Source organism: Myxococcus sp. CA033, from assembly GCF_013336625.1.
In the GTDB taxonomy this organism is placed as follows: Bacteria; Myxococcota; Myxococcia; order Myxococcales; family Myxococcaceae; genus Myxococcus; species Myxococcus llanfairpwllgwyngyllgogerychwyrndrobwllllantysiliogogogochensis.
The window spans coordinates 60,105-79,840 of sequence record NZ_JABUMU010000019.1 but is presented as its reverse complement, the minus strand read 5'-3'; the positions used below and the strand labels follow the sequence as shown (position 1 = coordinate 79,840).

General features: G+C 69.2%; 15 protein-coding genes. 10 read left to right on the top strand and 5 right to left on the bottom strand.

What is annotated here, in order from left to right; genetic code table 11:
- The first annotated feature begins 59 nt into the window (after positions 1 to 59).
- The 4 genes from HUA78_RS32875 (at position 60) to HUA78_RS32860 (ending at position 5,609) form a co-directional block, all read left to right on the top strand.
- Positions 60 to 2,033 carry a discoidin domain-containing protein gene (locus HUA78_RS32875; protein WP_174477938.1) on the top strand — a complete coding sequence of 658 codons (1,974 nt, stop codon included), beginning with the start codon at positions 60 to 62 and terminating at the stop codon, positions 2,031 to 2,033.
- Between the two features lie 79 nt (positions 2,034 to 2,112).
- Positions 2,113 to 2,880, top strand: coding sequence for a hypothetical protein (locus tag HUA78_RS32870; protein ID WP_141640834.1), 768 nt, complete (start codon positions 2,113 to 2,115; stop codon positions 2,878 to 2,880).
- A complete protein-coding gene (locus HUA78_RS32865; RefSeq protein WP_371745708.1) occupies positions 2,877 to 3,563 on the top strand; it encodes a plastocyanin/azurin family copper-binding protein in 687 nt (228 codons plus the stop codon). Before HUA78_RS32870 ends, HUA78_RS32865 begins: the two co-directional genes overlap by 4 nt.
- A 39-nt stretch (positions 3,564 to 3,602) precedes the next feature.
- Complete coding sequence (locus HUA78_RS32860) at positions 3,603 to 5,609, top strand: adenylate/guanylate cyclase domain-containing protein (protein WP_174461142.1); 2,007 nt, start codon at positions 3,603 to 3,605, stop codon at positions 5,607 to 5,609.
- Between the two features lie 19 nt (positions 5,610 to 5,628).
- On the opposite strand, the gene HUA78_RS32855 is transcribed toward HUA78_RS32860, so the two are convergent.
- Positions 5,629 to 6,084, bottom strand: a complete 456-nt coding sequence (locus tag HUA78_RS32855) for a hypothetical protein (RefSeq protein ID WP_141640832.1) — start codon at positions 6,082 to 6,084, stop codon at positions 5,629 to 5,631.
- Between the two features lie 328 nt (positions 6,085 to 6,412).
- Positions 6,413 to 7,906 carry a mannitol dehydrogenase family protein gene (locus tag HUA78_RS32850; protein ID WP_217442679.1) on the bottom strand — a complete coding sequence of 498 codons (1,494 nt, stop codon included), beginning with the start codon at positions 7,904 to 7,906 and terminating at the stop codon, positions 6,413 to 6,415.
- A gap of 305 nt (positions 7,907 to 8,211) precedes the next feature.
- Here HUA78_RS32850 and HUA78_RS32845 point away from each other — a divergent pair, with 305 nt between their 5' ends.
- Together HUA78_RS32845 and HUA78_RS32840 are read left to right on the top strand one after the other, a co-directional pair.
- A complete protein-coding gene (locus HUA78_RS32845) occupies positions 8,212 to 9,111 on the top strand; it encodes a bestrophin family protein (protein WP_174465029.1) in 900 nt (299 codons plus the stop codon).
- A gap of 75 nt (positions 9,112 to 9,186) precedes the next feature.
- Complete coding sequence (locus HUA78_RS32840; protein ID WP_174477936.1) at positions 9,187 to 10,605, top strand: MATE family efflux transporter; 1,419 nt, start codon at positions 9,187 to 9,189, stop codon at positions 10,603 to 10,605.
- Between the two features lie 82 nt (positions 10,606 to 10,687).
- Here HUA78_RS32840 and HUA78_RS32835 read toward each other — a convergent pair whose 3' ends face one another.
- On the bottom strand, positions 10,688 to 12,925 hold the full coding sequence (locus HUA78_RS32835; RefSeq protein ID WP_174465030.1) for a HEAT repeat domain-containing protein: 2,238 nt from the start codon (positions 12,923 to 12,925) through the stop codon (positions 10,688 to 10,690).
- Between the two features lie 191 nt (positions 12,926 to 13,116).
- Between HUA78_RS32835 and HUA78_RS32830 the strand changes: the two genes are divergently transcribed.
- A complete protein-coding gene (locus HUA78_RS32830; RefSeq protein WP_174477935.1) occupies positions 13,117 to 14,928 on the top strand; it encodes a serine hydrolase in 1,812 nt (603 codons plus the stop codon).
- Here HUA78_RS32830 and HUA78_RS32825 read toward each other — a convergent pair.
- On the bottom strand, positions 14,867 to 15,481 hold the full coding sequence (locus HUA78_RS32825) for a hypothetical protein (protein ID WP_174461137.1): 615 nt from the start codon (positions 15,479 to 15,481) through the stop codon (positions 14,867 to 14,869). The genes HUA78_RS32830 and HUA78_RS32825 overlap by 62 nt on opposite strands.
- A 186-nt stretch (positions 15,482 to 15,667) precedes the next feature.
- On the opposite strand from HUA78_RS32825, the gene HUA78_RS47805 reads away from it, so the two are divergent.
- From HUA78_RS47805 to HUA78_RS32810, 3 genes are all read left to right on the top strand, one after another.
- Entirely contained in the window at positions 15,668 to 16,138 is a 471-nt protein-coding gene (locus tag HUA78_RS47805; protein ID WP_174461136.1) for a hypothetical protein, read from the top strand.
- Between the two features lie 270 nt (positions 16,139 to 16,408).
- Positions 16,409 to 17,026 (top strand): CAP domain-containing protein, encoded by a 618-nt coding sequence (locus HUA78_RS32815; protein ID WP_174457811.1) that lies wholly within the window; start codon positions 16,409 to 16,411, stop codon positions 17,024 to 17,026.
- Positions 17,027 to 17,308: 282 nt separating this feature from the next.
- Positions 17,309 to 18,730: a hypothetical protein gene (locus HUA78_RS32810; RefSeq protein WP_174461135.1), complete on the top strand. Its 1,422-nt coding sequence runs from the start codon at positions 17,309 to 17,311 to the stop codon at positions 18,728 to 18,730.
- An 87-nt stretch (positions 18,731 to 18,817) separates the two neighbouring features.
- Here the strand turns inward: HUA78_RS32810 and HUA78_RS32805 are convergent, their stop codons facing one another.
- On the bottom strand, positions 18,818 to 19,696 hold the full coding sequence (locus tag HUA78_RS32805) for an aldo/keto reductase (RefSeq protein WP_174477934.1): 879 nt from the start codon (positions 19,694 to 19,696) through the stop codon (positions 18,818 to 18,820).
- Positions 19,697 to 19,736 lie beyond the last annotated feature (40 nt).

Below are 19,736 nucleotides of genomic sequence, written 5' to 3'. Positions count from 1 at the left end.
GGATTTGAAACCCTGTGACTGATGCAAGATGTCCTCTTCCCCATCCCGAGGAGGACACCTTGCGACGGCTTCAATCCCTCATCAGCATGTTGGTGGCGAGTGCGCTCGTGAGCTGCGGAGCACCGGAGGGCGACGAGCGCGCCCTCCAGCCCGCGCAGCAGCGCGCCAGAATCGACGAGCTCATCAATGTCACCTTGAACAAGCCGGCCACGGCCAGCTCCACGCAGGACCCGTTCCGTCCGGAGTACGCGGTGGATGGGGACATCAATACCGATACGTCGCGCTGGTGCCCTGGCATCTACAACCAGACGCGCCTGCTCGACATCGACCTGCAGGGGACGTTCGACCTGGTCCGGATGGAGCTCTACACCGGCTTCCGGGACACCCGTGTCATCCAGAGCTACGAGCTGTTCTACGACGACGGGACAGGCTGGAAGCCCATCCCCGGCGCCAGCCAGACGGCCAACACGAGCATCGCGGTGTCCACCACGTTCACGCAGCCGGTGACGGCGAACAAGGTGCGCTTCTCATGCAGGGACCCGCTCGCGGACAACTGCCGGGTGAAGGAGCTGTGGGTCTTCGGCACGCCCCACTCGACGCAGGTGAACATCCCGCCCGTGGCCGACGCGGGCGCGGACAGGTCGCTGACGCTGCCCACCAGCAGCGTGACGCTGGTCGGCGGAGCCACCGACGCGGACGGCACGGTGACGTCGCTGGCCTGGACGCAGGTGAGCGGCCCTTCGGCCACGCTGAGCGGCACCACCACCGCCTCCTTGAGCATCGCGGGCCTGTCCGCCGGCGTCTTCGTCTTCCGGCTCACCGCCACGGACGACGACGGAGCCACGGCCTCCGACGAGGTGAGCGTGACGGTGACGGCGCCGCCAGCCGTGCTCACCGACGTGGCGTTCAAGAAACCCGCCACCGCGGGCTCCTTCAACACATCCCTCCCGCCGGCGAACGCGGTGGACGGAGACCTCGCCACCCGGTGGGAGTCCGGTTTCCACTTCCAGACGCACAACTACCTCGACGTGGACCTCCAGGGCGCCTACGAGGTGAGCAGCGCGGAGCTGCACCTGGGCACCTCGGCGACCGCGACCAACGCGATGCCCGCCTTCGAGTTGCAGGCCTGGAATGGCGGCTGCTGGAAGACGATTCCTGGCACCGTGGTGGACGGCAACCCGCTCAGCACCACGCAGAAGACGCTCACCTTCACCACGCCCGTCATCACCACGCAGGTCCGGGTGGTGTGCAAGGACAAGCCCCATTGCCGGCTGCGCGAGCTGAAGCTCATGGGTACACCGGCCGCCACTCCCACCGGCCCCACCACGTGCGCGGCCGGACAGCAGACGCTGGTCCGCAACGTCCGCTACGACTACGCCCTCTTCCTGCCCGAGCAGTACAACAATGACCGCACCACCCGCTGGCCGCTCATCATCGGGATGCACGGCATCGGAGGCAGTACCCTCACCGTCGACCGCACTGCGGTGCTGAGCAATCCGGAGGGCCTGGCCCGGCAGTTCTCCTCCGCCAGCTTCCGCGCCGCGATGAAGGCCATCGTCATCTCGCCCAATCAGCGCCTCCCCTTCGACAACACGGGCACCGGCTGGTTCGCCGCGCCCTCGCTGCTCGCGCTCATCGAGGACGCCAAGAAGGACTACCGCGTGGACGCGGACCGCGTCTACGTCACCGGACTGAGCGGCGGCGGCAACATCAGCATCGAGCTGGGCATGAACCACACCAGCCAACTGGCGGCCATCGTCCCCATCTCCATCACCTCCACGCCCACCAATAACGCGAACATCTGCAACCTGAAGCCGTTGCCAATCTGGGCCTTCCACGGCGCCCTGGACACGCCGTCCCGCGCCACGAGCGTCAAGACGTGGCTCGACACGAAGTGCGGCCCGGGTGAGAGCAAGATGCGCGTCACCATCATCCCCAACGCAGGTCACAACGAGGCGACGTGGGACACCGCCTACGCCACCCTGGAGCTCTACGACTGGCTGTTGCAGCAGCGAATCAGCGACCGGTTGTAATCGCCTGTCGGTCCCACCTCCGGGCGTGGTGTGCTAGGCACCAGCACGAGCACCCTGTCGCCCGGGGTGGGGAGCGCGAATGCGAGCAGTCCGCTGGTTGGCGCTGGTGGCATGCATCCTGGGGGTGACGTGGGCCGAGCCTGCCCTGGCCGGCCGCCGCCCCTTCATCTGGACGTTCGACACCGACATCGTGCCCAAGGGCGACGTCGAGCTGGAGCAGTGGCTGTGGGCCCGCAGCCGCGCGCCCGCGTTCCCGGACCGTCCTTCCGTCTACTGGATTTGGTGGGGGCCCGTCATCGGCTTGAGCCAGCACCTGGAGCTCGCCATCCCCTTCCAGGTGCGCGCCAACCGGGACATCACGGAGCTGGACTCCTTCGAGGCCGACTTCCGCTACCGCCTCTTTCCCCGAGGCGATGACCGCGCGTTCCAACCGCTCATCCGCGCCGTCTGGCACCAGTCCATCCGCGAGGCGAGCCCGTCGCGCGTGGACGCCGACCTCGTCGGCTCCTACCAGTGGGACAGCGGGCTGCGCGTGGCGCTGGACCTGGGCGCACAGGTGGGCATCCCCGGGCTGCGCGGCGGCGACGCCCCGGTCCAAATCCTCGGGACGTACTCCGCGGGCGTCTCCTATCCCGTCATCCCGGACGAGCTGCGGCTGTCGTTCGAGTCCTTCGGTGAGTTCGGGCTGAAGGACGTGAAAGGCGACCCGCACCTCTTCGTCGGTCCGAGCGTGGCCTGGACGTTCGGGCGCATGTGGATTACCGCCGGCACCTTCGTCGGGTTGACGGGCATCACCGACGAAACCCCTCGCTTCATGCCGAGGCTCATCTGGGCGGTGGCGCTGTGAAGTCGCTCCTCCTGTCGCTCCTGATGACCGCGTCCCTCGCGAGCGCCGAGCCGGGCGCGGTGCGAGGAGAGGTGCGCATCCTCGTCATCGGTCCGGACGGCAAGCCGACGCCCAAGGCGGACCGCTCCGGCGTGGTCGTCTACCTCACCGGCTACACCGAGGAGCCCCCCGCCGAGGTGGCGAAGATGAGCCAGCGGGACAAGACCTTCTTCCCCTCGGTGCTGCCCATCGTCGCGGGACAGAAGGTGGAGTTCTCCAACCGGGACGTGGTGCTGCACAACGTCTTCTCGCGCTCGGTGGCGCGCAGGTTCGACGCGGGCAAGAACCGGCCGGGCGAGGCCTACGTCGAGACCTTCAAGAAGACGGGCATCATCGACGTGTACTGCGACATCCACGAGCAGATGGTGGCGACGGTGGTGGTGGTGCCCAACCGCGCCTTCGCGGTGACGGACAAGGACGGGCGCTTCGAGCTGCGAGGCGTGCCTCCCGGACGCCATCCCCTCTTCGCCGTGCATCGGCGGGACGAGAAGAGCAACATCGCCCGCGTGGAGGTCGTCGTGGAGTCGGGAGGCACCGCCACCGCCACGCTCGAGCTGACCGAGACGCGCGCCGACGACACCCACCTGGACAAACACGGCAAGAAGTACGGCCCCCGGCCCGATTACTCCGGCAAGAGTCCCTAGATTCGCGGGGAGCGCCCGGGCGCGGCTATCCTTCGCGCGGTGACGCTGACCCGGAAGCTCGTTCTCGCCTTCATGGCGCTCGCAGGCGCGGCGCTCGTCGCGGCGCTCGTGCTCACCACGCTCGCGGTGGAGGCGGCGGCCAAGCAGAAGATCGCCAGCGACCTGGAGCGCACGCTGGTGGCCTTCCAGCAGCTCGCCCGCGCCAGTCAGGAGCGCATCCGCGACGTGGCCGAGGCGCGGACGATGGACCACTCCTTCAGGGGGATGTCCCTCTCGGTCAACTCCCTCGACGCCGAGGCCGGGCTCGGAGACGAGACGGCGGAGACCGACGGCATCCGCTATGCCCGCGAGGTCATCTCCTCCGCCGACACCGACGCGTTCGGGGGCGAGCCTCCCTGGGCCTTCTTCAACGCCAGCGGGCGGCTCGTCTACACCCGCGCGGAGCCGGAGCAACTGGGGGACCAGCCACTGGCGCTGCCGCTGCTCGACACCGCGCTGAGGCGCGGTCCCACGTCGGCGCTCTGGTCTCCCGCGCAGCTGCGCTCCCTGCCCTTCACGTTCATCCCCTTGGAGCAGGTGCGCGAGGGGGACCTGCTGCTCGTCCATGCGCAGCCCGCCTATGGGGCCTCGCGCGAACCGGTGGGGGTGGTGCTGTCGGGCCAATGGGTGAAGGACGTGCTGCTGGAGGACCCGATGGCCCCCAGGGCACCGGGGCCGCAGATGGCGGACACCCGCGCCAGCTTCGCTGTCCGCGCGGAGGACGGAGCCACGGCGTCCCAGCTCCCGCTGGAGACGCGGTTGGACGGTCCGAAGCTGGAGGCCGGGCAGGCGCGTGATGTGTACCTCGGCGACACGCACTACCTGGTGCGCGAGGGGACGCTCCTCGGCGTGGACGGGGCCCGGATGGGACAGGTGTTCGTCCTCCGGGACTTCGACGCTGAAATCAAGCCCATCCTCCGGCGCTTCCGACTGTGGTTGGTGCCCACGGCCGTGGGCATCGCGCTGTTCGCGCTGGCGGCCGCCTTCTTCCTCGCGCGCGGGCTGGCCTCGCCGCTGGTGCGGTTGGAGGAGGCGGCGGGGCGCGTGCGGCTGGGAGACCTCACCGTCGAGGTGCCCGTGCGCGGCACCGACGAGGTGGGCCGGGTGGCGCAGGCATTCAACGAGATGGTCAGCGGCCTGCGACAGCGGGACCAGATAAAAGGCCTCTTCAAGCGCTACCTCGCGCCGCAGGTGGTGGACGAGCTGCTCAAGAATCCGGAGAAGGCCGCGCCGGGAGGCGAGCGGAAGCTGCTCACGGTGCTGTTCAGCGACCTGGTGGGCTTCACCTCGATGAGCGAGCAGCTCAGCCCGGAGGAACTGGTCGCGCTGCTCAACACCTACTTCGAGCAGGCGACGGGCGTGCTGACCCAGCATGGAGCCACGCTCGACAAGTTCATCGGCGACGCCATCATGTGCTTCTGGAACGCGCCGCTCCCGCTGGAGGACCATGCGGCGCGCGCGTGCCTCACCGCGTTGGACCTGCTCGCGGTGGTGGACCGGCTGTCTCCGGTGTTCGAGGCGCGAGGGCTGCCCAGGCTCGACTGCCGCATCGGCATCAACACCGGCCACGCCGTGGCGGGCAACCTGGGCTCCAGCGCGGCCCAGGACTACACCGTCATCGGCGACACGGTGAACCTCGCCTCGCGCCTGGAGGGTGCCGCCAAGGTCTACGGCACCCGCACGCTCGTCGCCGAGGACACGCTGCTCGCCGCGCGCGGTGTGGTGCTGGCCCGCGAGTTGGATTTGCTGCGCGTCAAAGGCAAGCAGCAGCCCGTCCGCGTGTTCGAGCTCGTGGGCGTGGCGGGCACCTCTCCCGCGCCGCACCTCGTCCGCTTCGCGGAGGGCCTCGCGCTCTACCGGGCCCGGCGCTTCACCGAGGCCCGCGCGGTGTTCCTCGCCTCGCCCGAGGACCCTCCCTCCCAGCGCTTCGCCGCGCGGTGCGACACCCTGCTCGTGACGCCGCCGCCCGAGGACTGGGACGGCGTCTTCACGCTCGACAGCAAGTAGCGCGCACCGGCGGCGCCCACTACGGCGCGTGGCAGGCGCGATAGGAGTCCGTCACCAGCGGGGAGTAGTTGCCCAGCGCGTCGCGCACCCGGAGGGTCGGCTGCTCGTCGAAGGTCGCGGGCTGCTCTTCGGAAGGAGGCGTGCAGCCATAGGGGTACCAGCCCCCCGTGCCTGGCCCCGTCACCGAGTACTGCCGCCCCGTCTCGTACTCGATGATGTTCCGCCCGAAATAGAAGGTGTAGGGCGCCACGCCCCCTGTCACGTACCCCTCGCACGACGTGAAGACATTCGGCGGGTCACAGACGATGAAGGCCTGCAACGACATGGCATGCACCTGTCCATCCGGGGTGCTGGGGAGGTGGGGTGCCATCTCCGGTGGGGCCGGACTTTCGACGGGCGCGTCACCGCACGAGGCCAGCAACAACCCAAGGGCCACCACCAGGGAACGGCGGCACCCACTGACGAGGTTTCGCATCGAGATGGACTCCAGTCAGGCGCGGCGCGAAAGCGCGCTCGAACGCCCGCGGTCATCATGAAGCCCCCGTTTCACGCCACCAAACAACCGTTGCAATCACGCTGCTGATTTCAGCGTCGACCAGAATCCCCTTGAGTTCCGGCGCCCCGTGACTCGGGCACTGGCAGGCGCGCCACACCGACACCTCCCTGGGGTCTGCTTCCCCTCCGACCTCGCGGTCCTGGATTCGACCGGGGCGGGTCGACGGACACGGGGTCGAGGGAAGCGGACCAGCGCGTCGGACATGGTGGGCCAGGCGAGGGCCTGACACACCGGCCCTCGCCCGCGCTCAAGCCGAGGCCGCTTCCGTCGACCGCGCCAGCTCCGCCAGGGTGGCCGAGACACCCTTGAAGCGCAGCTCCCGTCGGAAGTGGACGCAGTCCTTCACGAACCCGGGATGTTCGGCCAGACCCCACCCCTGGAACAGCTCCAGGCCCAGGGGCGCCTTCAAGTCCGTGGCGTGCGCGCGCCTCACCTCGGCCCCCGTCAGGTGCGGCTCCAGGGGAAGGAAGACATGGCCGCGCTCGTCGACTCCCCGCAGGTACTCGCAGAACGCGGCGAGCAGGAACGCGATGCGCCGGGTGTCGCGGCCCTCGCGCAGCGCCTCTCGCGCCGTGGGCTGGACGAAGAGGGGGAGCTTGGAGGCACTGTCGCTGGCGATGCGCAGGAGTTGGTCGTTGATGGCGGGGTTGCTGAATCGCTCCAGCACCGTGTCGCCGTAGTCCCGCACGGAGAACCCTCGCGGCGGATGCAGCAACGGCTCCGCGTCCTCGCGCAGGAACGCTTGCAGCAAGGACACCAGCGCGGGGTCCTCCATGGCCTGGGCGACGAAGCGGTAGCCCATCAGGAGGCCAGGGAAGGCGAGCAGGCTGTGTGAGGCATTCAGCAGCCGCAGCTTGACCTGCTCATAGGGCCCGACGTCGTCGGTGAATTGGACCCCCACCCGCTCCAGGGGCGGCCGCCCGGCGCAGAACCTGTCCTCGATGACCCATTGGATGAATGACTCGGAGTACACAGGTAGCGCGTCATCCAGTCCGCTGGCCTCGTTGAGCCGGGCCGCCTCGTGCTCCGTCACGCCGGGGGTGATGCGGTCCACCATGGCGCTGGGAAACGTGACGTGCTCCTCCATCCAGTTCGCGAGCGACGGCACCCGGGCCCGGGCGAATGACAGGAAGGCGTCCCGGGCCACCTCGCCATTCTGACGGAGGTTGTCGCAGCTCAGCACGGTGAACGGCCCCAGGCCCCGCTCACGCCGTCGACGCAGCGCCTCGGTGACGAGCCCGAAGGCGGTGGTCGGCACCTGGCTGTCCAAATCCCTCGCGACGGCGGGCGTCTCCAGCAGGAACTGCCCTGCCTCGTCCAGGTTGTAGCCCCCTTCCGTGAGCGTGAGGGTGACGAGGCGAAGGTCCGGAGCCGCCAGCAGCTCCAGCACGCGCTCGGGGTCCTCGGGTGCATGGAGGTAGCCCACCAGCGAGCCCACCACTCGCACCGTGGGACGTCCCCGCGCGGGAAACTCCGTCAGGCTGTAGAGGCCCTGTTGCGCGTGGAGCGCGTCCGCCTTGTGGCGCTCCCGGGCTCCATCCAGGACGCCAATGCCGACGATGCCCCAGCGCTCCTGCCCGGGGAGGGCGAGGCAGCGGTCCAGGTAGAGCGCCTGGTGCGCGCGATGGAACTGGCCCACGCCCAGGTGGGCGATGCCCGGCGTCACCCGGGTGCGGTCATAGGCGGGGCCCTCCACGCCGGCCGGAAGGGACACCAGGGTGCTGTTGCTCAGACGAATCACGAGCCGACCTCCAGGGCGAACCGTCGCGCTTCCACGTCGGTCCAGGGCCGCGCGACCCATGCGTCGCTCGGAGCGCTTCCGCCCACGAAATGGACCGTGACCTCTTGGAGGAGATGCGTGTCCACGTTCCACCAATGAGGCAACGCCCGACCCTCGGCCCAGGGCTCGCGACCTCGGCCGCCGCGAAGCAGGCGTCGACGCGAATCCCCGAACCCGCCCCTTCAAGCGCGATGGCCCGAAACCCCACCCCGTGTCCTCTGGCTCCGTGGTCGACGAGCGCCCTCGGCCATGGTTAGTGGGGCCGCATGATTGTTCGTCCGCGAATGCACTGGCTTCGCATGCTGTTCGTCTGGCGCGGTTCCGTCGTCCCCCGCATCCTGCCTCGGCTGGGCTTCTTCCTGGCGCTCGCCTGCCTGGCGGTGGCCACTGGCCCCCATCCCTTCAACCTGCGGGAAGGCCCCCTGGGCCTGCTCGGCGTCGCGCTGGCCATCTTCCTCGGCTTCCGGAACAGCACCGCGTATGACCGCTTCTGGGAGGCCCGCAAGCTCTGGGGCTCGCTGATGATTGTCTCGCGCTCCTTCATGAGACAGGCGCTCACCCATCCCTCCCCCGCGCTCTCCCTGGAGGAGCGTCGCGAGGTGACAGACCTGCTCCGCGCCCTGGCCGTCTCGCTGAACCACCAACTCCGCGGCACCTCGGTTCCACTCGACACCCTGGACTCCGGCGTGCGCGAGCGCGTGGTGGCCGCGGAGCACCGCCCCGCGCGGGTGGTCCTCGGCCTGGCCGAGTGGGTCGCCCGCCTGCGCCACCAGGGCCGCCTGGGCGAGGTGCTCGTGGCCTCGTTCGACGACAACCTGGACCGGCTCTCGGAGGTGCTCGGCGGATGTGAGCGCATCGCCGGCACGCCCATTCCCTATGTCTACAGCGTGATGCTGCATCGCACGGTGTACCTCTACATCCTGCTGCTGCCCTTCGCGCTGACCGGCAGCCTGGGCTGGTCCACGCCGCTCGTCTCCGTCTTCGTCGCCTACACCTTCATCGCGCTCGACACGGTGACGGCGGAGCTGGAAGACCCCTTCGGCACCGAACCCAATGACTTGCCGCTGGACGCCATGACCCGCGCCATCGAGCGCTCGGTGATGGACCTCGCGGGAGAGCCGCTCCCTCCGCCCCTGCTCCCTGACAAGGATTTCGTGCTGAACTGAGCCCTGGCGCGTTTTTCACTGCGAGCCCCCGCAAGACCATATTACGCTCATCATACGTCACCCGGGAGCTACCCCATGCAGCTGAAGAGCGCGGTCCCCTTGAGCACCGAGGCCAGCAGCGAGCGTGGGACGAGCCCCGGGGGAGCGAGCGGCATCCGCGAGGCCCTGCTCAACGCCCCCATCCTCCCGACGCTGCTGAAGCTGGCGGTGCCCACCACGGTGGTGCTGGTGGCGCAGGCGTTCGTCGGGGTGGTGGAGACCTGGTACGTGAGCTTCCTCGGCACCGACGCGCTGGCCGGGGTGTCGCTGGTGTTCCCCATCTTCATGTTGATGACGATGATGTCCAACGGTGGCATCGGCAGCGGAGTGGCCTCCGCGGTCGCCCGCGCGACGGGGGCGAATCGCAAGGAGGACGCGGACGCGCTGGTGTGGCACGCGGTGGTGATGGGGCTGGGGCTGGGGCTGGCCTCCACCGTGCTCGCGTGGCTCTTCGGACCGGCGCTCTACCGGGCGCTGGGGGGCGCGGAGGGGGCGCTGGAGGCGGCGGTCCGGTACTCGAACTATCTCTTCGCGGGCGCCATCCCCTTCTGGGTCGTCAACCTGCTCGCGGCGGCGCTGCGCGGCGCGGGCAACGTCAAGCTGCCAGCGACGGTGACACTGGCCGGCGCGGGCATCCTGGTGGTCATCTCCCCCGTGCTCATCTTCGGAGCCGGGCCGCTGCCCGCGCTGGGCATCGCGGGCGCGGGGCTGGCCATGGTCCTGTTCTATCTGGGGGCCTCGCTCTGGCTCTTGCGGCACCTGGCTTCGGGCCGCACCTCGCTGCGCCTGGCGCCGGTGCGACTGGAGGCGCGGCTGATTCGAGACATCCTGCGCGTGGGCCTGCCGACGGCGCTGAGCGCGGTGCAGCCCAACCTGACGGTCATCATCGTCACGGGCGCGGTGGGATTGTTCGGCGTGGAGGCGCTGGCGGGCTACGGAATCGCGGCCCGGCTCGACTACCTGCTCGTGCCGCTGCTCTTCGGCCTGGGCACGGCGGCGCTGACGATGGTCGGCACCAACGCGGGCGCGGGCAATTGGGAGCGCGCCCGGCGCACGGCCTGGGTGGGCGCGTGGCTGGGCTTCGGGGTGGCGGGGTCCATCGGGCTGCTCGCCGCCGTGGCGCCGAATGCGTGGCTGCACTTCTTCAGCAAGGACGCGGCGGTGCTGGCGCCGGGCGTGACGTACCTGCGCATCGTCGCGCCGTTCTACGGCCTGCTGGGGTTGGGCTTCGTGCTGGGGTTCGCGGCCCAGGGCGTGGCGCGCGTCTTCTGGCCCGTGCTCGCGGGCACCGCGCGCATGGTCATCGCGGCGGGCGTGGGCTGGGTCGCCGTCGTGTACTTCGACGCGGGGCTGCCCATGTTGTTCTCGCTCGTCTCCGCGGCGCTCGTGGCGTTCGCCGGCGTGACGGTGGCGGCCACCCTCGCGGGAGCCATCTTCCGCGAAGGGCCGAAGTAGTCCCCCATCCGGAAGCAACGCCGCGAAGGCCGCGGGGCCGGGCTTTACACCCATGCCCGGCCCCAGGCCCCGCGCGTGCGGCCTATGCGCCCACGACCTGCTTCGCCAGCAGGCGCACGAGCGGCACGTCGGAGGTGACGAACGGACGCGCGAGTTCGCGGCCCAGGTCCGGGTGTGCCCGCAGCGCCAGCAGCGCCCAGGCCAGGAGCGCGTACCCGTCATAGCCCGTCCAGTACTTGGAGGAGCGCGCCTCCCACTGCGTCAGCACGCCCGTCACCAGCTCGCGCAGGTTCGCCAGCGCCTCCTCGCGCCGAGCGCCTTCGGTGAGCCCGGCCATCGCGACCTCCAGCATCAACTGACCCGACGCCGCCACCGTCAGGCCGCCCACGTCGCGGAAGAGCCCGGCGATGGTATTCGGGTGCTTCTGCTTGTTCACGTCGATGAAGAACCCCTTCGAGAAGCGGTTGCTCTCGAGCAACGCGAGGGCCTTCTCGCGCGACGCGGGGTCGGCGGTTCCAGCGAGCCGACCGAGCGCGAAGCACGTCGCGGGCGAGCTGGAGAGCTTCCACGGCTTCTCCTCGAAGCGCGCCAGCAGGGGCGCCAGCGCCCGGGTCTCCCCCACCGCGCCCAGCGCGTAACAGACGGCCTCCGAGAAGGAGATGGGCGCCTCCTTGCCCACGGCGTCCACCGTGCGCTCCAGATAGCGCAGGAGCGTGTCACCGACAGCCGGGTCCCCCAGCTCGCCGAGCGCGAAGACGAGCGCGCCGAGCATCCGGTTGCGCTCCGAATCCCCGTCCTTCAGCGGATACATGCGCAGCACCGCCAGCAGGTGCTTCGTGTTCGCCTTGTCTCCCAGGGCCTGGATGAGCTGGATGAACAGGTGGCGCTTGAGGTGGAAGCGGTCCTCGGCGAACGCCGCGTCACGGACGAGTTCGACGGCGCGAGGCTCGGCCCACGCCGCGAGCACCTCCAGCGCGATGAGGTCCTCGCCACCCTCCCCGTACCGGGCGATGGAGATGAGCAGCGGCGTGGCGCGACGGTCTCCTTCCGCGATGAGCTCCGCGATGACCCCCTCGTCGCGGTAGTTCTCCTCGTCCTTCCACGCAGACATCAGGGCGACGGTGGCCTGCATGGACGGATCCGCCGCATAGGCCTCCTGGATGGCGGCGCCGAGCGCGGGGTCCTTCACGGCCTCCCAGGCGAGCGCGTCGAGCGAACCCTCTCGCGCGGCGCTCGCGACCTTCACCGCCGCCGCCGCGGCCTCCTTCTCCTTCGCCCGCGCACGCCCCTCCTCGTCCCACAGCGCCAGTCCCATCACCCGCTGTCGCAGGGCCTGGACGTCGGAGATGGCGCCCAGTTGCTTGCGGCCCGCGCGAAGCTCCTCCATCAGCGCGACCAGGTCCTTCACCAGGGGGGCATCGCTCAGCCGGCACAGCTCCAGAGCCTGAGTGAGCCGCGCCTCGTCGCCAGCGAAGAAGCTCGCCATGCAGAAGTAGAAGGCCGCGGGCGGATACGTCTTGAACCGCTCCGCGCTCGTGGCGAGTCGCTCCTCGGTGAGCGGCGGGTTCATCTCGACGTCGAAGGCTCCGCGCAGCTCCGCGTCGGACGCGCCCACTTCCGTCAGCAACGTCACCAGCCAGCCAGCCCTGAGGTCGTTTTTGTAGGCCGGCTCCTCCTTGGCCACGTAGGGCTTCACTCCCGCCAGGGTCTCCTCGAAGCCCAGCTCTCCGACACACGTGTCCAGCTTCTGACGGGCCTGCTTGAACGTCTCCGCGTCGACCTCACCCAGCGCATGAGCCCGCACGAGCGCGGCGCGGAAGACCAGGGCGTCGAGGTTCTCGGCCTGCGGCGCCTCGATGCCATCCGTCTCATGGTTGAAGAGATAGATTTGCGCGCGAGCCTTTCCACGCTGGGGCTCACGGGCATACAGCCAGAGGTCACCCGAGGACGTGGCGCCAATCTCGACGAAGCCGCCCGTGAGTTCCTTCCAGAGCGGCCGGTAGCTCTGGGCCGCGACGATGCGCTGCTCCATGAGGTTGCCGGGCGTCGTCCGCGGAGCATCCGAGCCGAGCGTGAGTTCCTCGAGCGGCGGGGGCTCACACTCCGCCAGCGGCTGCAGCAGCTGGGTCAAATCCTTGGGCAGGGGCTGCCCCCAGGACGCGAACGCATCGCTGATGGGCCCCCCTCGCGACCACGGCTTCTTTCCGGCCGAATGCTTTTCAACGAACGACGGCCACTGCGTTCCCAGGAACTTGCCGACCTGGCTCCAGGAGGCCGCCACGGGGGTCTCACTCGACGTGGACTTCTTCTTGCTCGCCATGCGCGGCACGCTACCAGCTTGCCCGATACCCCTGGCGGGCTGTTTCAGGAGGGGCGCGCCTCCCATTTTCCAGGGCTCCTGTCCTCTCACGGCTCACGGGATGACACGCCCGGAACACGGCCGTGACGTGTCTCACGGAGGTGACAACCAGACTCGTCCGGCGGAGGCCCTCTGGTAGCTTGCGTCGCGGCATGGCCTCCCATCGCGACTCGAGCTCCCTGGCTCCATCGACGCTCTGGCTCCTCCTCGCCTGGCTCCCATGGCTCACGGGTGCGGCGCCCGCGCCAGCCGACCCGGCACAGGCCCTGGTGGGCACGTGGGGAAGTGAGCGCGTCCTGGGTCCGGAGGTCCGGGGCGAGCTGACGCTGACGCGCGACACGCACGCCTGGCGCGCACGCATCGCGGGCTTCGACGTGCCCGCGCGCCTGGAGGGAAAGGCGGTCTCCTTCATCCTCCCCGGCGGCCAGGGCGAGCTGCGCGGGACGCTCTCGGACGACGGCCAGCGCATCAGCGGCCACTGGATTCAGCCGCGCGTGCGCACCAGCGGCATGAAGTTCGCCACCCCGGTGGAGCTGCGTGCCCTCCGGGCCAACATCTGGCGGGGCGACGTCGCCCCGCTCGAGGACCGCTTCTCCCTGTATCTGGTCATCCAGCAGCAGGCCGACGGCACGCTGAGCGCCTTCATCCGCAATCCGGAGCGCAACTTCGGCAACAGGCTGCTGTTTCGCGTCAGCGTCCAGGACGGCCTCGTCCAACTCGTCGCGACCCGGGGCACCACGCGCCTCGAAGGGCGCTTCGACGCCCAGGCCCGGCGGCTGTCCCTGTTCTACCCACCGCTGGACGCCACGTTCGACTTCACGCCCCGGGAGCGGGACCAGGCCGTGGGCCTCCATCCGCGCATCCCCGCGACGGGCGCGTACGTGTATGAAAAACCCATCGCGGAGGAGGATGGCTGGACGACGGCTTCTCTCGACGACGTCGGCATGGACGTCCAGCCCCTGCGCGAGCTCGTGCAGCGCATCCTGGACCAGCAGCCCGGCCCCGACGCGGCGCCCGCCATCCAGGGGCTGCTCGTGGCGCGCCATGGGAAGCTGGTGCTCGAGGAGTACTTCCAGGGCTTCGACAAGGAGCGGCCCCATGACCTGCGCTCCGCGTCCAAGACACATGCGCCCCTCTTGATGGGCATCGCCCTGGACCAGGGCGCGCCCTTCACTGTCGACACGCCGGTGGTCTCCCTGTTTCCCGAGTACCGGGGGAAGCTCGCCCACCTGGATGCGCGCAAGCGCAAGCTCACCGTCGAGCATTTGATGACCATGTCGACGGGCCTCGCGTGTGACGACGACGACGAGGCCTCCCCGGGCAACGAGGAGCGCCTCGATGACACGGTGCCCGACTGGTACAAGTACACGCTGGACCTGCCGATGACGCGGGCGCCGGGCGAGAAGGGCGTGTACTGCTCGGCGAACATCAACCTGCTGGGCGGCGTGCTGCGCAAGGCCACGCGGACGTGGATACCGGAGTTCTTCACCCGGTACGTCGCCGAGCCGCTCCAGCTGCGCGGCTACCACCTGGACCTGATGCCTTCAGGGGAGCAGTACCTGGGGGGCGGCATCTTCATGCGGCCCCGCGACGCGCTGAAGCTCGGACAGCTCTACCTGTCGGGCGGCGTGTGGAACGGACGGCGCGTCGTGAGCCAGCGCTGGGTGGAGCGCTCCACGGCGCTCCACGCGACGATGGAGCCCGGCAGGACGTACGGCTATGCGTGGTGGCGCCACGAGCTGCGCGTGGGCGACCGGGTGTATTCGCAGTACGAAGCCAGCGGCAACGGCGGACAGCTGGTGATGGTCGTCCCCGAGCTGGACCTCGTGGTGATGTTCACCGCGGGCAACTACAACCACGTGGCCCTCTGGAGGAAGTTCCGCGAGGAGCTGCTCCCCCAGTTCATCCTCCGCGCGGCGCGGCCCACGTCGCCGAGCCGTAGTCCAGACGGAACGCGTCCGTGAGCCACTCCGCGAGCTGGGCCCGGTGGGCCGCGAGGTCCAGCTGAAGCGACTTCTCGCGCACCCGCTCGCGCACGCGCGTCATCACCTCCCCGCAGTCCCGCTCCTCCACCAGACGCCCGCCCTCGAACAGCAGCTCCTGGATGCGCTTGCGACTCCAGGCGGGGTGCAGTCCGTCCTGGACGGGCACCCCTCGGGTGAAGCCGTCCACCACCAGCAGACCCCCGGTGAAGGCCACGGGCGCGCGCAAGCGCGTGTAGATGACCCGCTCGTGCGTCTCGCTGACGTAGGCGGGAAGCTGGCCGAACAGCGGCGTGCCCCGGCCCTCCTGGACGGCCTGCTCCTCCTGCGCCGACAGGCCGATGCGCAGCTCCTCCAGTTGGAGCCGCTTTTCCGCGACGCGGTACAGACAGAGGAAGCCTCGCTGGCAGGCCGTCGACATGGCCGCGGGAGTCAGCCCCTGGGTCGATGGCTCGAACAGGCTGGAGCCACGGACCCCCGCGAGCTCGAAGGCGTGCTTGCGGTATTCGACGGTGTCGCGGAGCTGCGCGGTCATGGTGGCGTGCCTTCGCTGAAGAGATTCCCCCACAGCGTACCCCAGACCACCCCCTCACGAGGGGACCGAGTCCCTGTTGTCAGCGAGGTCGGTTGGGTGATTCGTTGCCTCCCCTGTCGCCCGCGCGATGGGGGGAATCATGAACCGTGGCATCCGAGGAAGCTCCGGCGCTTCGAGCTGGGGTCCGTGCGAGCAGCCGAGGGCTTCGCTCGACAGGGCACGGTGCTCGGGGGTCGCAACCACTCCCTAGCCCTGCGCTCGGATGGGACGGTGTGGGCCTGGGGCGACAACACCCAGGGGCAGCTCGGAGTCAGCGCGCCGGCCTTCTCACGGACACCGCCCCAGGTGCCGGGCCTCTTCGGCATCACCGCCATCGACGGTGGCGACGGGCACACACTCGCCTTGAAGACAGGAGGCACGGTGTGGAGCTTCGGCGCCAACGACACGGGACAGCTCGGCGATGGAAGCCTGGGGGTCCGGCGGACGTCACCCGTGCAGGTGCAGGGGCTCTTCGGGATGGTGTCCATCTCCGCGGGCGCCCAGCACTCCCTCGCCGTGAAGTCGGACGGCGTCGTCTGGGGGTGGGGAGACAACTCCCAGGGCGCGCTCGGCAATGGCATGTCCTCGATTCGGCTCCGGCCCGTTCGCGTGTTCTAGGGTTTGGGACTCCCCGCGATTCATTCCGGGCGAATGCTGAACCAGCGACAGCGGAACATTGCGTTCGTCCCGGGAACAACGGGTGGCATGTGAGGAATTGAGCCGGCGACGTCACTGTGTCCCGGTAACATTTGCATTGGAGTGGGCGCACGGCGCACCGCGCGAGCAGGCGGGCGCCGGGTTCCCTCTCGACATCCCGTCGAGCCTCGCCAGGATGAGGAGACCGCCTCCGATGAGGTGGCCACACATCTGCTTGAGAAAGGATTCGACATGACCTCCCGCTCCATTCCCTTGTTCCTGCTGGGTGCCGCGCTGCTCGGTGGCTGTGGTGGTCCGGAGACACCGTCCTCCATCGCGGAGGAGGAAGGCGCCCTGGTGCCAGCGGTCCGCACGGAGACAGGCGGCACCGCGGCCGGCGACGTCACGGCCAGCGCGGTCTGCGACGATGTGGCGACGTGGGACCCGGCCTGGGCGGGCTTCGAGGACCAGGTCCTCACGCTCGTCAACCAGCGCCGGGCCGCGGGCGCGGTCTGTGGCGGGGTGGCGCAAGCGCCCGCGCCCGCGCTGACGCACCACGCGAGCCTGCGGTGTGCGGCGCGCAGGCACTCCAAGGACATGGGCACCAACAACTTCATGAGCCACACCGGCTCCAATGGCTCCACGCCGTGGCAGCGCATCACCGCGACGGGCTACACCTACCGGCGCGCCGCGGAGAATGTCGCGGCCGGGTATTCCACGCCGGCGGCGGTGGTCAACGGGTGGATGGCCAGCAGCGGGCACTGCACGAACATCATGAACCCGCTGCTCGTGCACATTGGCATCGGCTACTTCAATGCCCCGAGCAGCACCTACCGGCACTACTGGACCCAGGACTTCGGCACGCCGTGACGCCGAGGGAGCTTCGCCGTGGGCATGGACGCGCCCACGGCGTCTGTCTTGCGCCTCCGGTGCGGGCCACGCGAGTAGCGTCACGCGCTACACCCCGGGCGGTTTCGTGGCGCAAAAGGCCACGAGCCCCTGTCCAAAGTCAGACACAGCCCCCTCAAGACCTCCGCGCCAGCCCTGCTAAAACAGACATATCGCATCAACCGGCATGGGACCTGCTTGGACAGACATCCACGGACGACAACCCCTGTCGACCGTGTCTCCTGCTTCATAAGGAGTTTCCCCATGTCATATCGTTCCGTACGAGGTCTCCTGGACCTCGTCTCGCTCCCCCTGCGTTCCCTTCCGCTGTCCGTGCTCGCGCTCGGGGGCCTGTTGCTGGCTCCGTCGGCGCGAGCCGCCGCCGAACCTGGTGAAGGAGAGGAAGGCCCGGTCGCGACCATCACCAGCCTGAAGCTGGAGGAAGGAGCCCTGCGGGTGGGCATCCTCTGGTCGGACAAGCAGGCCCTTCCCGATGGCGCGAAGCTCGTCTCCTATGACGGCAAGGACAGCGCCAATGACAGCGTGGAGGTGAGCCCGCAGCCCGGCAAGGAATCGGAGGTCAAGCTGGAGAAGGCACTCCTGCGGCCCTGGGAGACCGGCTGGAACCAGCGGCTGGTCCTGGTGGACACCAAGGACCCGAAGGCCGAGCCCCTCGCCACCCTTCCCATCACCGTCAACCTGGACTGCACGGATGGGGACGACAAGTGCACGCTGACGGTGGCGCCCGGCGCGGCGTCCAACTCGGACGTGGTGCATTTGAGCGCGGAGCTGGATGAGGTCATCACCAAGCTCGAGGAGAGCAACCCCGACAAGGAGATTGACCTCATCGAGGCGGTGAAGGCCAACAACCCCCGGCTGCTCGGCGAGGCGCTCGCCTACACCCACGCGATGTCGAAGTACATGCTCAGCGGCCCCTGCACCTGCGTGTGGCAGGCCGTCTACACCCACAGCCCGGCCTTCCTGGGCTATGGCATCAACTTCACGAACGCCTCGGGCACCCTCGCGGGCTGGAACGGGCCGGGCGCCAAGCACTCCCTGGTCGCCATTGGAGGCAACGCGTCAGGCATCGCCACCAGCGTGACAGGCATCAGCCAGGTCAGGCTCAAGCTCAACTGCACGAAGTGGGTCTTCTATTACTACAAGGACATCATCCTCAACTGGCCCTGGGGCAAGGTGATTGTCATTCCCTTCCCCTTCCCTCGCCTCGTCCCCTGCATTTCCAGTTGCACGGCCCGCTTCGACCACCAGGGACGCGTCAGTGGCTCCACGTTCGTCACCTACACGAGCCCCGGCAGCTCCGCCACCGCGAAGGAGCAGGCCGTCTACCGCGTGGATGGCACCCCGTTGCTGACCCCGTCCGCCAGCCAGGGCGGCTCGTTCAATCAAATCAACGGCGCCACGGTCTTCTCCAACATCGGCAGCACGGGCCGGGTCGACTCGTATGGCTACGTGCAGGCGGCGGCGACCTTCCCCTACTTCGCGTCGGCATCCGTGGCCAACGGCCACTCCATCGCCATCCACGGGTACGCCCGGTGCCCGTACGGCCCCAATGGGCATGCCGCGGTCTGGACCTACGGCACGTCGCAGGGCATCCCGCAGACCAACAGCCTGCGCTCGTCCATCCAGAACTTCTTCCTGCAGTGGGGCATCCTGACCTTGCCGTAGGCAGGAGCCGAGGCTGATGGCGCCCCGGAGGCCGGCCCCTGTCGCGGGTGCCCGGCGTCCGGGGTTCGTCGTTTCAGCCTCGCGGCGTCAGCGCCCCGACGCCTGTGCATCCACGGCGGCCAGTTCCTCCTTGCCGAGCTTCACCTCCGCGCCCGCGAGGTTCTCCTCCAGGTGCTTCACGGACGAGGTGCCCGGAATGGGCAGCATCACCGGCGAGCGGGCCAGCAGCCAGGCGAGGGCAATCTGCGCGGGCGTGGCCTGGTGCTTGCGCGCCACCGCGTCGAGCGCGCCGCCGGGCTTCGCCAGTCCGCCCGTGGCCAGGGGGAACCAGGGAATGAAGCCCAGCTTCTCCCGCTCGCAGTAGTCGAGCACCTTTTCGTGGACGCGGTCCGTGAGGTTGTAGCGGTTCTGCACCGACACCACGTCCACCACCTTGCGCGCCCGCTGGATGTCCTCCACGGAGACCTCCGACAGGCCGATGTGGCGAATCTTCCCTTCCTTCTGGAGGTCCTTCAGCTCGCCGAGCGACTCCTCCACGGGGACCTTCGGGTCGATGCGGTGAAGCTGGTACAGGTCGATGCGCTCCAACTTCAGCCGGCGCAAGGACAGCTCGAGTTCCTGGCGCAGGTACTTCGGCGCGGCCACGGGGTGCCACTCATGGGGGCCGGTGCGCACGAGCCCCGCCTTGGTCGCCACGACGACGCCCTTGGCGTAGGGGTGCAGGGCCTCGGCGATGATTTCCTCGCTGACATAGGGGCCGTAGGAGTCGGCGGTGTCGATGAAGTCCACACCCAGCTCGACAGCGCGGCGCAGGACGCGCACGGCCTCCGCCCTGTCTTTCGGAGGTCCCCAGATGCCGGGGCCGGTGAGCTGCATGGCGCCGTAGCCCAGGCGGTGGATGGGCAGGTCTCCGCCCAGCTTGAAGGTTCCGCTTTTCTCGACAGGTCGTGACGAGGCTCCGCTCATGGGACGCTTCCTCCTGGACTGAAAGTAGGGTGTCTGGATG

Excerpts from the sequence above, each read along its gene's own strand:
- HUA78_RS32830 (WP_174477935.1), top strand. The coding sequence starts at position 13,117 with ATGGCCTCCCATCGCGACTCGAGCTCCCTGGCTCCATCGACGCTCTGG.
- HUA78_RS32870 (WP_141640834.1), top strand. The coding sequence starts at position 2,113 with ATGCGAGCAGTCCGCTGGTTGGCGCTGGTGGCATGCATCCTGGGGGTG.
- HUA78_RS32845 (WP_174465029.1), top strand. The coding sequence starts at position 8,212 with ATGATTGTTCGTCCGCGAATGCACTGGCTTCGCATGCTGTTCGTCTGG.
- HUA78_RS32805 (WP_174477934.1), bottom strand. The coding sequence starts at position 19,696 with ATGAGCGGAGCCTCGTCACGACCTGTCGAGAAAAGCGGAACCTTCAAG.
- HUA78_RS32815 (WP_174457811.1), top strand. The coding sequence starts at position 16,409 with ATGACCTCCCGCTCCATTCCCTTGTTCCTGCTGGGTGCCGCGCTGCTC.
- HUA78_RS32825 (WP_174461137.1), bottom strand. The coding sequence starts at position 15,481 with ATGACCGCGCAGCTCCGCGACACCGTCGAATACCGCAAGCACGCCTTC.
- HUA78_RS32840 (WP_174477936.1), top strand. The coding sequence starts at position 9,187 with ATGCAGCTGAAGAGCGCGGTCCCCTTGAGCACCGAGGCCAGCAGCGAG.
- HUA78_RS32835 (WP_174465030.1), bottom strand. The coding sequence starts at position 12,925 with ATGGCGAGCAAGAAGAAGTCCACGTCGAGTGAGACCCCCGTGGCGGCC.
- HUA78_RS32810 (WP_174461135.1), top strand. The coding sequence starts at position 17,309 with ATGTCATATCGTTCCGTACGAGGTCTCCTGGACCTCGTCTCGCTCCCC.
- HUA78_RS32855 (WP_141640832.1), bottom strand. The coding sequence starts at position 6,084 with ATGCGAAACCTCGTCAGTGGGTGCCGCCGTTCCCTGGTGGTGGCCCTT.